This window comes from Candidatus Zixiibacteriota bacterium, from assembly GCA_018820315.1.
GTDB lineage: Bacteria > Zixibacteria > MSB-5A5 > JAABVY01 > JAHJOQ01 > JAHJOQ01.
This window is the reverse complement of the sequence record JAHJOQ010000074.1, coordinates 1-12,709: the sequence shown is the minus strand read 5'-3', so window position 1 is coordinate 12,709 and position 12,709 is coordinate 1. Positions and strand designations below refer to the sequence as shown.

The 12,709-nt window shown below is 50.6% G+C and carries 15 protein-coding genes; 8 read left to right on the top strand and 7 right to left on the bottom strand.

Annotated features, from left to right (window positions below; genetic code table 11):
• The first annotated feature begins 142 nt into the window (after positions 1–142).
• Positions 143–442: a hypothetical protein gene (locus KKH67_07325; GenBank protein MBU1318994.1), complete on the top strand. Its 300-nt coding sequence runs from the start codon at positions 143–145 to the stop codon at positions 440–442.
• A gap of 27 nt (positions 443–469) precedes the next feature.
• Here the strand turns inward: KKH67_07325 and KKH67_07320 are convergent, their stop codons facing one another.
• From KKH67_07320 to KKH67_07310, 3 genes are all read right to left on the bottom strand, one after another.
• Complete coding sequence (locus KKH67_07320) at positions 470–1,333, bottom strand: OmpA family protein (GenBank protein MBU1318993.1); 864 nt, start codon at positions 1,331–1,333, stop codon at positions 470–472.
• 4 nt (positions 1,334–1,337) lie between these two features.
• Positions 1,338–2,096, bottom strand: coding sequence for a motility protein A (locus tag KKH67_07315; GenBank protein MBU1318992.1), 759 nt, complete (start codon positions 2,094–2,096; stop codon positions 1,338–1,340).
• Between the two features lie 231 nt (positions 2,097–2,327).
• Positions 2,328–2,699: a response regulator gene (locus tag KKH67_07310; GenBank protein MBU1318991.1), complete on the bottom strand. Its 372-nt coding sequence runs from the start codon at positions 2,697–2,699 to the stop codon at positions 2,328–2,330.
• 148 nt (positions 2,700–2,847) lie between these two features.
• Here KKH67_07310 and KKH67_07305 point away from each other — a divergent pair, with 148 nt between their 5' ends.
• The 4 genes from KKH67_07305 to KKH67_07290 all read left to right on the top strand — a co-directional run bounded on the left by KKH67_07305 (position 2,848) and on the right by KKH67_07290 (position 5,696).
• Positions 2,848–4,107 carry a BamA/TamA family outer membrane protein gene (locus KKH67_07305; protein ID MBU1318990.1) on the top strand — a complete coding sequence of 420 codons (1,260 nt, stop codon included), beginning with the start codon at positions 2,848–2,850 and terminating at the stop codon, positions 4,105–4,107.
• Between the two features lie 245 nt (positions 4,108–4,352).
• Positions 4,353–4,946 carry an RNA polymerase sigma factor gene (locus tag KKH67_07300; GenBank protein MBU1318989.1) on the top strand — a complete coding sequence of 198 codons (594 nt, stop codon included), beginning with the start codon at positions 4,353–4,355 and terminating at the stop codon, positions 4,944–4,946.
• A complete protein-coding gene (locus KKH67_07295) occupies positions 4,936–5,385 on the top strand; it encodes a hypothetical protein (GenBank protein ID MBU1318988.1) in 450 nt (149 codons plus the stop codon). The genes KKH67_07300 and KKH67_07295 overlap by 11 nt, the downstream gene beginning before the upstream one ends.
• Positions 5,382–5,696 (top strand): YbjQ family protein, encoded by a 315-nt coding sequence (locus tag KKH67_07290; protein ID MBU1318987.1) that lies wholly within the window; start codon positions 5,382–5,384, stop codon positions 5,694–5,696. Before KKH67_07295 ends, KKH67_07290 begins: the two co-directional genes overlap by 4 nt.
• Positions 5,697–5,865: 169 nt before the next feature.
• On the opposite strand, the gene KKH67_07285 is transcribed toward KKH67_07290, so the two are convergent.
• The 3 genes from KKH67_07285 to KKH67_07275 all read right to left on the bottom strand — a co-directional run bounded on the left by KKH67_07285 (position 5,866) and on the right by KKH67_07275 (position 8,071).
• On the bottom strand, positions 5,866–6,369 hold the full coding sequence (locus tag KKH67_07285; GenBank protein MBU1318986.1) for a cupin domain-containing protein: 504 nt from the start codon (positions 6,367–6,369) through the stop codon (positions 5,866–5,868).
• A gap of 234 nt (positions 6,370–6,603) precedes the next feature.
• Positions 6,604–7,227, bottom strand: coding sequence for an outer membrane beta-barrel protein (locus tag KKH67_07280; GenBank protein ID MBU1318985.1), 624 nt, complete (start codon positions 7,225–7,227; stop codon positions 6,604–6,606).
• Positions 7,228–7,369: 142 nt separating this feature from the next.
• On the bottom strand, positions 7,370–8,071 hold the full coding sequence (locus KKH67_07275; GenBank protein ID MBU1318984.1) for a DNA alkylation repair protein: 702 nt from the start codon (positions 8,069–8,071) through the stop codon (positions 7,370–7,372).
• A gap of 294 nt (positions 8,072–8,365) precedes the next feature.
• On the opposite strand from KKH67_07275, the gene KKH67_07270 reads away from it, so the two are divergent.
• From KKH67_07270 to KKH67_07260, 3 genes are all read left to right on the top strand, one after another.
• Positions 8,366–10,675, top strand: coding sequence for a S8 family serine peptidase (locus KKH67_07270; protein ID MBU1318983.1), 2,310 nt, complete (start codon positions 8,366–8,368; stop codon positions 10,673–10,675).
• A 77-nt stretch (positions 10,676–10,752) separates the two neighbouring features.
• The gene (locus KKH67_07265) at positions 10,753–11,481 is read left to right on the top strand and encodes an HAD family hydrolase (protein MBU1318982.1); all 729 of its coding nucleotides are present in this window, start codon (positions 10,753–10,755) and stop codon (positions 11,479–11,481) included.
• Position 11,482: 1 nt separating this feature from the next.
• The gene (locus KKH67_07260; protein MBU1318981.1) at positions 11,483–11,983 is read left to right on the top strand and encodes a DUF456 domain-containing protein; all 501 of its coding nucleotides are present in this window, start codon (positions 11,483–11,485) and stop codon (positions 11,981–11,983) included.
• Positions 11,984–12,001: 18 nt separating this feature from the next.
• On the opposite strand, the gene KKH67_07255 is transcribed toward KKH67_07260, so the two are convergent.
• On the bottom strand, positions 12,002–12,709 hold a 708-nt coding region (locus KKH67_07255), incomplete at its 5' end, for a hypothetical protein (GenBank protein MBU1318980.1).

Here is a 12,709-nt window from a genome sequence, read left to right as displayed (position 1 = left end):
TGTACTTTTTCATCGACCACCTCCTTGTTTGCACAAATATAGCGCAAACAATTTCGGAAGTCAATGACATGCCCAATAATATCATGTTGACGGGACACTAGGACGCGGTTGGACAAAAACCGGCAGGATGCTATTGTTCGAATTGAAGAACACAAGTCGTGGTGTCGCTCTGTATGTGATGATCGGGCCGGGGCCTGAAAATGTCAGGAAAATGTTGTATGATAGAGCGAACGATGCCGCGAGTGTTTTCAATCAATGTGGTCGAAAATTGGGAACAAAGTGGTTTACGCTCCACACGAAGCAGCTGGTGAAGGCATCAGATTACCAAAGCGACGATGGTACTAGAATGAGGGATATTCTAAAAGAAGGGTTGGATAAGTTCAAGAAAAGCGATCTGCCTGCAATAATCCAGGAGATTGAGAAGCTCAAAGGGAAGTTCTGAATCTGATAGAGCGGCTTTTCGGCAGCGCTACCTCTCCAACTGATCCGGCTCTACCGATACTCGCTTGATAGTGTCTTCGAGTTCTGGCATTTCCGGGCGAATCGGTGGTATTGTCTCAGCTACACGATCATTCGATTGAGGCTCCACCAGAGATAGATCTTCCGATAATATTACGATATCGACCCGCCGGTTGAGGTTTCGTCCTTTGTCCGATGCATTCGATGCGACCGGTCGGAATTCGCCGAATCCTCGAGCAGAGATGCGTTCCGGCGAGAGACCATTATCTTCGACCAGAAACCTGACCACATTTGTTGCTCTGGCTGTCGAAAGCTCCCAGTTCGAAGGGAATGTAGCAGTATTTATGGGAACATTATCAGTATGCCCCTCTACGCAGATATGATTTCCTATGTTGCCGATCTCATTTGCGATGGCGCTCAGAACATCCATAGCAGTCGACCTGAGTTCAGCTTTGCCCGATTCGAAAAGCGCGCGATCCTTAATATGAATGGTCAGCCCCCGCTCACCCACTTCAGTCGAGATTGCATCTGCGGGAATCTGATCGAGCTGAAGCCCACCTGTAGTGTTTCCCCTACTAAGCTGCAATAGACGCGAGAATTTCTGCTCAATTTGCGATTGAATCGTTCTGAGTTCGCCCAGTCTCAACATACCGGAACCGGCACCATCGAAATCCTGCATTTGGGGGAGTACGGTATTCCCTCCCCTCAGCACGTTGCTGAGTTGCTCGCTGACTTTGCCGAATCTCTTGGCGTCGATCTTCGACATCGAGTACATTACGATGAAGAATGCGAGCAAAAGCGTTATAAGATCGGCGTAAGTCAAGAGCCAACGCTCGTGATTTTCCTGATCTTCGATTCTCTTCTTCGGAACCACGCTGCTAATCCTCGCGCAGATTAGAATTCATAAAGGACATCAATTTTGTGCGGATCACACGCGGGTTGTCGCCCGACTGGATGGCGACTACGCCTTCAGTAATTAGCTGGTATTTGAACATTTCATCCTCATGACGATATCTCAGTTTGTCGCTTATCGGCAGATAGAAAAGGTTGGCTGTTCCTATACCCCACAATGTTGCAATGAATGCAACGGCTATTGCAGAAGCCATCTTACTGGCGTCATCTGTGCTCGAAAGAGCATGTATCAGCCCCATCACTGTTCCGATGATGCCAAGAGTCGGTGCGAATCCGCCCAGCTTGCTGAAAAGTGTGATGCCTGATTTGTGGCGCTCGGATGTGTATATCATCTCGGTCTCGAGTATGTCTCGGAGTACGGTCACTTCGGTGCCGTCGATTACCAGTTGTATCGCGTTCTTGAAAAACGGGTCTGTAATCGCTCTAAGATACTCTTCAAGTCCAAGGATTCCCTCGCGTCGGGCTCTTTCAGCCATTCGTATTATCTCATTGATTGTGGCGATCGGATCATATTTCGTGGCCGACAAGGCTATTCTCAAGTATGTAGGAATTCTCACAACGGTTTGAAACGACGTGGTAATCATTCCGGCACCGATAGTTCCGAAGACAACTATGATTATGGCTGGTGCCTTGATCACCATGCCGAGCTGACCGCCCTCCATGACGAATGCGATGACCACGGCTGACACGCCAAGAATGAGGCCGCCTAAAGTAGCAATATCCATAAGCTGTTCAATCCCCGTAAAGCGTTGTGCGCTTGCTATTCTCCATCATTCTAAATATCGGCAGAATGCCGTGAGGCTGAAGTAAATGCAGAAATCATAATTGCTTGATGTCGAGCGCAATGTGGTGGCTGGTGGATTTTCGCCCGGAGAAATGCGTAGAATTCTAGCGTGACCAGCTCACCATTCAGAGGATAAGTGCCTTGACTCTGGTTCTGCGAAGGTTGCCGGCGATTACCTAACCTGCGCCAGGAGTTCCCCGATATCGGACGTAGTACACGGCTTGGGTAGGAAGAAGTCCGGTTTATGCTTCACTATGATCCCATGAGTCAGCTCAGAATTTCGTGAGGATATTAGTGCGACCGGAACCTCGGGATGATGCGCCTTGATGTGCTTGAACAAGCTAAATCCTGACATCTTGGGCAGGTGCGTGTCGGCAATCACAAGAATATACTTCTCTCTTGCGAGCCGCTTGATAGCCTCTTCCCCATCTGTCACGATCTCACATCTGACAGAGAACTCGTCAACCATATCGGCAAGGCAATTCGCCATGTCTTGGTTGCTGTCCACTATCAGGACTTTGTCAATCTTGGTCTTGAGAGACATGTAATCCTAACCTCAATGTTTCATTAGTCATATCGGTTCCTTTTTGAACAGAATGAGTCAATTGCGCCCATTTTTTGGAAAGTATTTGAAGATTCTCCATTTTGGGCTATATTTGCTGTAATTGCCGGCACTCTAAATAGGATTCGCTATGAGACTTATCCGGATTTGTTTACTGCTTATGTTCCCTCTCCTTCTGCTCGGCGCCGAGGATCGACGTGTCAGTGAAGTCAGGTTTTCCGGTGACTATCGCATTAGAGAGTGGATTCTCCAGAATGAAATTGAAATGAAGCAGGGCGTTGTATTCTCTCTGGATCAATGGAACCGTGATCAGAAGCGCCTCTCCTCACTATCCATTTTCTCTGATGTCACTACCGATACGAGTTCATCGCCACAAGGCGTGCAAGTCCACTATCATCTGGACGAGGTCTGGACGCTGATTCCACTGCTCAATGTGGGCGGAGAGATCGACAATATTGACATTGAAATTGGGTTTAAGGACAAGGATTTCCTGGGGCTTTTCCTCGAGCCGGGGTTTATCTATTCCCACTTTGAGGATCGCGACTCATATGAGACCTGGTTGAATTGGCCAAGAGCGTTCGGGACAAAGAATGCTTTTGGAATTTCCTTCTCAAAAACCCGGTCTCACGAACCGGCGGATCTGAAGAACGAAGAAATGAGATACGATTATGACGTCAAACGTACGTCGTTAGGTCTCGCCGTCAGCAAGAGAATTACTGAGACTTTTGTGGCTGGAGTCGGCGCAACTTTCAGGAATGAGCGTTACAGGATGGAGCCATTTGAGGTTCCACCATTGACACTCCCGCAAGTCAGAGAACAGAAGCGGATTCAACCGTCGGCGAGTGTTGTAATCGGGCGGGTCTATTACGACAACTATTTCTTCGAAGGGCGCGACCTCTCTGTTAGGGGTGATATCATCGCGTTCGACCTGGATGATTACAGATTCAAGTATTGGATGCTCAGTTTGCAGGGGACGAATTATTACGAACTCAGCGATCGCTGGAATCTCTGTAGCAGATTGGTGTTCGGAGCATCGAAGACCGGGGATGTCCTCCCGACGTACGCTATAAGCGGATTCTCAAACGTTCGCGGCGCTGAGGACCGCACCAGACGTGGAAGCAAGATATACTACTGCAATGCTGAACTCAGATTCCGTGCGTTTGAATTGAAGTGGCTTCACAGTCAATTGGCGGCGTTCATCGATTTCGGGAATGCATGGGATAACAATCTGAGTGTGGCTGACGTCATTAGCGAGTCGTATCTGACGGGCGGGCTCGGTTTCAGAGTGGCGTTGAGACATTTTCATAATGCGGTAGGAAGGGCGGATATCGCGTACAACTCGAACAACGGGTCATACACATTCTATGTGTCGGCCGGGCAGTTCTTTTGATCGCGAATCATCGATCATCACGACTCTTCCGGCTCTTCGTTCGATCTGATATCTTCTGGATAGAAAGCAGCAGACACAGCAATCCTATCATCACAATCACAGCATAGAGTAGCGTCATTGTATTTCTCTCCTTTCTGACAGTACCGCCTGCGCATTAGTCTATTCACTGCGCACTCATATTTCTTGTTGCGTTCAGAAGCCCTACTTCGTTTTTTCTGAGAAAACTGATGTGGGAATTTGAATAGATGTTCTGGTTTGCTGTATTAAGTGAAGAAAAGACGTTCGCGGCGGACGATTCGGAGTTGATGATCGCTGTGAAGACAGGTAACCCAAAGGCTTTCAAAGTGCTTGTAGAGCGATACAAGAAAAAGGCGTATTTCATTGCGCTCGGTCTCGTAGGTGATTCAGATGACGCTTACGATTTGAGTCAGGAGGCTTTCATCAGGGTCTACAATGCGCGAAAGAGATTCGATTCCGGGAAACCTTTCTTCTCGTGGTTCTATACTATTCTGAGCAATCTATCAAGAAATCAGATCAAAAAGCGGTCCGTACGATCTGATTATTCTCGACAGGTAACAGATGAGTACGATCCTCAGTTGGATAACAGTACTTCGCCGGATGTTATCATCGAGGCGGATGAATCGAAGACCGCCGTGTGGGCGGCTATCGAAAAGTTATCCTACGAGCATCGCGAGGTGATCGTTCTGCGGCACTTCGAGGATATGTCTTATGAGGAGATTGCGGGGCTGTTAGACATCCCTGTTGGCAGTGTGATGTCCAGGTTGTACTACGCTCGTAAGAATCTCCGCGAAACGTTGGGTGATGAATATGAACAATGAGACCATTCAGAACCTGCTCATGAAGGTCGTCGATGGCCTTGCGACCGCCGAAGAAGAGGCGGCTCTGCAGGAGGCCATCCGAGCCGACGGCAAGTGGGAGCAGGAATTGCGAGCCTATCGGAAGATCAAGGAGGTGACAGACAGTATGCAGTTGAAAGATTTACCCGACAGCTATTGGCAGGGTTATTGGGCAAGCGTCTACAGGACCACCGAGCGCGGAATCGGCTGGGTGTTTCTGTCAGTCGGCGCGATAATACTACTTGCCACCGTGGGCTTTGTGGCACTCGGAGATTTCTTCATGAGCTCTGATGTGCCGCTAATAGTGAAGATTGGTGTGACTGCCGCAGGGCTCGGCGTGATTATACTCCTTGTTTCGATCTTGCGAGAGAGATTCTTTGCAAGGGGCCATGAACGTTACGAGAAAGAGGTCGAGCGATGATCATGGTGACATCTGATGAAGTGCCGGGGAAGACGATTATCAAGACCCTTGGCCTTGTGCGCGGGAATACGATCCGTGCAAGACATATCGGTCGCGATATCATGGCGGGTCTGCGAACGATCGTTGGCGGGGAGATTACTGAATACACGAAGATGCTTGCTGAATCGAGAGAGCAGGCTCTTGATCGTATGACTGCCGAAGCTGAGAAGATCGGCGGAAATGCGATTGTCGCTTTGCGTTTCGGTACTTCTTCTGTCATGAAGGGCGCCGCAGAATTGCTCGCCTATGGGACGGCGGTTGTGATAGAGTAATCATTGTGTCATTCCGTTGATAAAGCCATGCGCATCGCAAAATCTGTCATCGCGAGGAGCGGAGCGACGTGGCGATCTCCGACCCTGCGCTGTCAGGAAGGGATTCCTGACAGCTTGATAATACGGGCAGGAAAGGATTCCCGCCCGCGCAATTAGTCGACCATGAAAATTAAGCTGTAAGCTGACGAATCAGGTTTGCATTATCGGGAAATTGTCGGATCAGATCATCGCGTTGACCAAGCTCGAAATCATCGGGGTCATACGCTGGCGCGACGGTAGTTCCCATCAACGCAAACCCTCCCCCGTCGATCAGACGTGCCCCCTGCCAGGTGCCGTGCGGCACGATTACCTGCAACCTCTCCCCTTTCTCGATATTCTGACCGAGCGTGATGATCTCCGAATTACCGTCTGGATGGAGTTGCAGCATTGTCACCGGATCGCCGAGATAGAAATGAAAGATCTCATCTGACTTCAAGCTGTGCATGTGCGAGAATGTGTCGGGTGCGAGCAGATAATATATCGCGGATGCGAAAGCGCGGTCGGATGTGTACCTGCCGGCGAGAGCAGCTTTCTGCACCGCCTCATTCGATCTGTACGTCTCAACAAACAGTCCACCCTCGGTCGGAAGTGGCTGCAGGTTGAGCAGCTTGATTATGTCATTAATCGTTGGCATTGGTTCTGCCTACTTGCTGGATACCGTTTTTCAGGCCTGTTGAAAAAGTCACGGACCGCGGAACGTCGTCATCGCGAGGAGCGAAGCGACGTGGCGATCTCTATGTAAATCAAGGCTATTGTGAAATGCGGAGATTGCCACGCTTCGCTCGCAATGACATCACTTAGGGTTTTTCAACAAACCCTTTCAACGGTATGACGACACGGCAGGTTTCGGGGAAACTTGCCGTGCACTCTACAAACTAATATTCAACCCGGCTTTGATCGGGATATATGCGAAGTTGTCATCCTTGAAGAATGCGCGCACATAGCGGCCCTCGATGAAGATAGACGTCTTCGGAGCAAAACCGAAATCGAATCCGGCGCCGACCGTTATCGCCGTCGCCGTTTCGCTCTCCAATCGTATCGTGATATTATCCTGAGGGTCCTCGGCTGCCAGCTCTATGTTCGACACACCAGCGCGCACAAGTCCGACACCTCCGATTGCATATGGTGACGATCCGGGAGCGAGCAACAATAGTCGCACCCTCGCCAGAACGAAGCCCGATATCACGGTGAGGTCATCGCCGCTGACTTCCGGGTTCATCTCAAGCAGAGCAGCTATTTCTTTGATTTTGTCGGTGTCGAGTGGAAAGCTGTTGTATTCGATCATGGCATGAATGCTGACACCCGGGACAATCCCGAAACCAAGAGCGGCACTGCCATTATATCCGCGCTTGTAATAATCGCTGAATGAATCAGGTTTCTGCACTGAGCTTATTCCACCGCCGAGAGTAATGATCTTGCCGAACTGTGCGTCCGCCGTAGAGTATGTGCCGAATAATACCAGAATCGTCAAAACGATAACTGCTCTCTTCATAATATTCCTCCGTAAGATTTTCTGCTAATTCCTCAATTCTAATACCTAATTCAACGGCATGTGTCAAGTGGGAATGTTTGAGCGGAGTTCACAGGACGATGATTACACCGACCTTAGCGGACCTCCCCGCAAAAGTCAAGGATCACTGCTGTCGCCGCAGAGCTAGTTTTTGCTTCAGCCGTGCCTGCACCTGCTCGCTTTTCAATTCACGGAGAGCGTCAGAGGCTATCCATCGCGCGGATCGAGAATCGATCAGCCTGATTTGCTCGCCAACTTTGATCGCCAGCCGATTCAGATTCTGGTTTCTCTTCCCAATCTGCCTCAGCGCCCAGTTGACAGCTTTCTTAACAAGGCTCCGCTCATCGATTGATTCTCGTTTGATAACCGGCAGGAATTGCGCCAGCTTCTCATCTGGTGCTTTCTTGTCATGGACTGCGAGAACGGCCATCAGCGAGAATCCGGCACGCTTGACAACCTCAGCCTTGCGTTTGCTCCACTGGAATGCCTTGTCATAGGCGTATGGCGTCTTGTCGAACAGCACGCTACAGCAGCAATCGCAGTCTCCCCAATTCTCCAGTTGCTTCACCCAGGACTCCATCTGGCTGCGTGTAACCAGTTTCGGATCGTCGATTAATGCAGCAAGCAAGCGAGCGTCCAGGATGCCCGCACCGAACAGCTTCAGAGCAAGTTCGTGATTCTTACCGATTTCTTTGGCCAGTGTGCGGAGTTTTGGGGCCGAGACTCCATAGCTCTTTGTCGCAGTAATCCCATAGCGCGCCATGCCCTCGAGAGCATCTGGATTTGCCATGCTCTTGAGGCGTTTCAGCACTTCAGTGTATTTCATCAATCTCCCCCGGTCACATGAATGGTATTTTGCCCCAATTGATGCGCCATCTCGTCATTTCGGGCCAGATGGTGACATTTGCCGCCCACGGAGCATCATAGGGATCATCTGCTACCAACTAGATTATACCCTGGTTTGACTGATATCGCAAGTTGTCTGATGCGAGTGAATTGGCACACTTTGTCCTTGCGGATTGGGGACTATAGCGTAAATTATATTTAGCATACAAAATATACTCACTAATTGTCGGATACCGTGCGTTCGATACAGATTATAACGTCATGGAGGATTGATATGCGATCTCGCTGCCAGATTATTCTGACATGCATCCTGCTGTGCCTCTGTGTCTCTGACGCATCGGCAGGAAGGTTCTTCGGCGAGGATTTCCTACCACGCCGTCCTGCGCCTAAGATTGCATTCAACAAGATTCCGGATGGATTTCGCTCCGACATAATTGTCCTCAAATTTCGTGAAGGGACTGATGTCAGGCTGCGGGGTGATCGACTCGTGAGCCTTGCAGGTGCTGATACTCTAGCTGCCGGTAATATTCTCGATGATCCGGGAATCAGTATAGATCGATATTTCTCTCGATCCGAATCTGAGCTGGATGCCGATCGAATCTCTGGTCAGGCAATGGGCAATCGCGAGCTTGCGGACTTAAACCTTTACTTTAAGTTGACTCTCGACGCCTCGACTGATGCTGTCGATCTTCTCCAGCGGCTGAATGCCCTCCCCGAAATAGAGACCGTATATCCTCAGCCTATTCCTATGCCCGCATTTGAGCCATTGCCGACACCCAATTGGCAGCCCGATCAGGGTTATCTGAATCCGGCGCCTCAGGGCATAGATGCCTATTTTTCGTGGGGGATTCCGGGGTCCAAAGGCGAGAGTATCCGAGTCTGCGATATTGAGGGCAACTGGGTATTTTCGCATGAGGATCTCTCCAAGGCTCACGGTGATATTCATCTCGGAGGCGCGTTAATCCTCGATCCAATTTGGTTCAATCACGGCACTGCGGTTCTGGGGGAGATAGCAGCAGATTCAAATGGTGTCGGCGTCACGGGCATCGCATTTGGCGTAAGTCTGAACACTGTCTCGATCGGGACGATGAGCAACGCCGACGCAATCGATCTCGCTTCAGACAATATCGATGCAGGTGATATCATCCTCATTGAGCTGCAGGAGGCTGGTCCAAATGGTGGCAATTACGTCCCGATTGAGTTTTACCAGGCGGCATTCGATGCCATCAGCGCGGCGAGTGCTAACGGACGGATTGTAGTGGAAGCGGGTGCGAACGGTCACCAGGATCTGGATGATAGTTATTGGTACGGAAATCTCTTCGACCCCGACTACAGGCATTCCGGCGCCATACTCGTTGGTGCGGGAACTCCTACCAGTCATTCTCCGGAGTGGTTCACATCCTACGGAGAGCGACTTGATCTGCAGGGATGGGGATCGGAGATATACACACTCGGCTACGGTGATCTCTATTCCGAAGGTGACACGGCGCATTATTATACGGCGGATTTCGGCGGTACATCCGGCGCTTCCCCGATCGTTGTCGGGGCTGTTGCTGCGCTCCGGGGAGCTTACGAGCATGCCTACGGGACAGTGCTTACACGCGATGAGATAGTCGACATTTTGCAGAGCACCGGAACTCCGCAGGGTGAACCCACCAGCCAGAATATCGGCCCACTGCCTGATCTCAGGGCGGCGATGGAGTCTGTGCTGGCGATCTTCAACGCCGATGGTCGTTTGGGCAAGGTGCCTTTCACTGTAGCATTCACAGGCGAGGCCCCTGACACACCAATCGAGTGGATTTGGGATTTCGGTGACGGCGACTCGGCTTTCACTGAGAACCCAACGCACGTCTACGATGCCCCCGGAGTCTTTGATATCTTTCTGACAGTTGAGACTCCGAGCGGAGATTATTCAATGAATCGCCCGGAGTGCATCGTAGCGTTGCTCGATTCGCTCAACTTCTCCAACGAGCGGGGATTGTACGGTCAGTCCGTCGGGGTGTCAGTCACGAGTCGGAACGACATCGAAATCGACAGAATAATACTTCCATTTGTATATACCGGTGATGCCGGACTCGCGTATGATTCGTTTTCGCTTGCGGGCACCAGATGCGAGTATTTTGAGGACGTGTCTGTGCTCTTGGTGAATCCGGGCGCGAGACTTATGACGTTGATGCTGGAGGCCGACGGTGGCGGCGGGTCACTGCCTCTACCGCCCGGAAGCGGTGAGATCATCAGGTTGTATTTCACTGTCGGGTCACAAACATATGGGGCGAGTTCATCTGTTGATTCGATGTCCGCGCTGACCTTCAGCCTGAAATACAGATCACTATTCGGTAGCTACACTCCGTATTGCCAAACAGGGTCCATCACAGTGAGTGGCCCGGATGGTGACGCCGACGCATCAGGCGCCATCGATATCGACGATGTTGTCTATTTGATACAGTACATTTTTGCCGGGGGACCGGAACCTCTGCCCTATTCCGTTGGCGATGCCGATTGCAGTGGCGAAGTCGATATCGACGATGCCGTGTATTTGATAGCCTACATATTCGGGGGCGGTCCTCCGCCCGGCTGTCCATAGTCCTCGATTGTCTTGTCGTTCCCACCAAGCCTCCGTTTTCGCTTGCGAAGTCTCTCTGTATTCCTATTTTCAACTCTATGAAAACTCGTGTCATTTCTGTCGATCTCTGGGGGACGGTATTCGATTTCAATACGGAGATCTCAGTTTCTGCAAGAAGGCGACAACTTATAAGTGAATATGCCGAAAAGCTAGGCTTTGCTGACAAGTCGGCTCTCGACTCCGCCTACCTCGATACGAGCCTCCATTTCGGGAATACCTATCGAGAGGAGGCGAGATTAATGACGCCGAAAGAGCGACTCGAGCATCAACTGAATCTTGTAGGCTTGAGTCCGAATGGAAACGGATTCGACGATCTTGTCTGCAACGTTCAGAATGCTCTCCTCGAAATCCCTCCTCCCCTCGCTCCGAATGTCAAAGACGGACTGAACGCACTCGCTCAGGAATTCACACTCGTGATCGTGTCCGACACAGGCTTCTCGCCGGGGACTGTCATCAGGAAGATTTTCGATAAGTATCAGATCGCAGAGTACTTCAGTGATCACTCCTTCTCAGATGAGACGGGAACCGCCAAGCCCGACTCCGTCGCATTCACATCTGTGCTTGATCGGGTTAAATGCGATCCGGCAGAATCGCTGCATATCGGCGATACAGAGTGGACTGATATCAAGGGTGCCTCGGCACTCGGAGCGAAGACTTGCCTGTACGTCGGCTTGAATGATGAGTACCTGGATGGGACCAAAGCTGATCACATTCTTCGTGATTGGAACGATGCTCCGCAGCTCGTGAAACTCATCAAGGCTTCATGACATGAGCGCTTCGGAGATCACATACTTCATTCTGACGCTTATCTTGATGTTGTTCGGATTGATCGGCAGTGTCCTGCCTGTAATACCGGGGATTCCGATTATATGGGCAGCCGCATTCTTGTATGGACTCCTGACCGGCTTCGAGCAGATCGGCTTCAACTATTTGTTTATTTTCGGACTGCTGACTCTGCTCTCCCTCGTTCTCGACTGGGTAGCCGGACTCTATGGCGCAAAGAAAATGGGCGCCAGCAAATGGGGCATCGTTGGTGCATTCGTCGGTATGATTGTAGGACTCTTCGTCGGTGCTTTGCCCGGAATGATAATCGGTCCGTTCGTCGGGGCGGTCGCCTTTGAACTGATTGCCGGCAAGGCATCCGTAGCTGCGCTAAAAGCAGGCTTCGGGACATTCATTGGATTCGTCGCTGGAGTGATTGTGAAACTCGTGTTGGCGGCTGTGATGATCGGTGTGTTTGTGCGGGATGTTTTGTTTGCCACCCAGTGATGCTCGTCCTGGTACTATCTACAGCAGCTCTGTATCGAATCGCGTGTTGAACAGCTTCTTCGATTCATCAATCTCATTAAGATCGATTTCGAATGTGGCGAAGTCTACAATGTCTTCACTTTCATAGCGGCATTCCCCTTCCGGAGCAAAGCAGAATGACTTGCTCGCATTATTCAGGCCGACGACGAAAACCTGATTTTCGATAGCTCGTGCGCAGAGAAGAGTTTTCCATGCAAATTCGCGTGCTTTCGCCCAGTGCGCCGGGACGAACAACACCTGGAGGCGTTCGAGTGTCATCCTGCGGATTAATTCGGGGAATCTGAGGTCATAGCAAATCGCAATACCGGCGAGCACTTCGTTCTCTCGGATCATCGTCGAGAAATTGCCCACATAGGAGCCCTTTTTGAAGAGCCTGTCGTCCTTAATCGGTCGGAATAGATGTATCTTGGAGACGCTATGGATGACTTCGCCATTCCTGAATGTGAGCGATCGATTGTACAGTTCCCCGTCATCCTCGTCGGTGATCGGCAGCGTACCTGCGATGAGATGAAGCCTCGGATTTGCAGCAGAGATTGCTTTCAGCTTCTCGATAGTGCCGTCGGTGTCATCAACAACTTCGAACTTATCGGGTGTGTAGACGCAGTTGAACATTTCCGGCAACAGAAGGAAATCGAGATCGGTGATCCGCGCGAGATCAATCGTGTTAATGTGGCTCGCTAATCCTAT

What these genes read in the sequence shown, in the direction of transcription:
- KKH67_07315 (MBU1318992.1), bottom strand. Translation starts at nt 2,096, where the DNA reads ATGGATATTGCTACTTTAGGCGGCCTCATTCTTGGCGTGTCAGCCGTG.
- KKH67_07310 (MBU1318991.1), bottom strand. Translation starts at nt 2,699, where the DNA reads ATGTCTCTCAAGACCAAGATTGACAAAGTCCTGATAGTGGACAGCAAC.
- KKH67_07305 (MBU1318990.1), top strand. Translation starts at nt 2,848, where the DNA reads ATGAGACTTATCCGGATTTGTTTACTGCTTATGTTCCCTCTCCTTCTG.
- KKH67_07300 (MBU1318989.1), top strand. Translation starts at nt 4,353, where the DNA reads ATGTTCTGGTTTGCTGTATTAAGTGAAGAAAAGACGTTCGCGGCGGAC.
- KKH67_07295 (MBU1318988.1), top strand. Translation starts at nt 4,936, where the DNA reads ATGAACAATGAGACCATTCAGAACCTGCTCATGAAGGTCGTCGATGGC.
- KKH67_07290 (MBU1318987.1), top strand. Translation starts at nt 5,382, where the DNA reads ATGATCATGGTGACATCTGATGAAGTGCCGGGGAAGACGATTATCAAG.
- KKH67_07285 (MBU1318986.1), bottom strand. Translation starts at nt 6,369, where the DNA reads ATGCCAACGATTAATGACATAATCAAGCTGCTCAACCTGCAGCCACTT.
- KKH67_07280 (MBU1318985.1), bottom strand. Translation starts at nt 7,227, where the DNA reads ATGAAGAGAGCAGTTATCGTTTTGACGATTCTGGTATTATTCGGCACA.
- KKH67_07275 (MBU1318984.1), bottom strand. Translation starts at nt 8,071, where the DNA reads ATGAAATACACTGAAGTGCTGAAACGCCTCAAGAGCATGGCAAATCCA.
- KKH67_07270 (MBU1318983.1), top strand. Translation starts at nt 8,366, where the DNA reads ATGCGATCTCGCTGCCAGATTATTCTGACATGCATCCTGCTGTGCCTC.
- KKH67_07265 (MBU1318982.1), top strand. Translation starts at nt 10,753, where the DNA reads ATGAAAACTCGTGTCATTTCTGTCGATCTCTGGGGGACGGTATTCGAT.
- KKH67_07260 (MBU1318981.1), top strand. Translation starts at nt 11,483, where the DNA reads ATGAGCGCTTCGGAGATCACATACTTCATTCTGACGCTTATCTTGATG.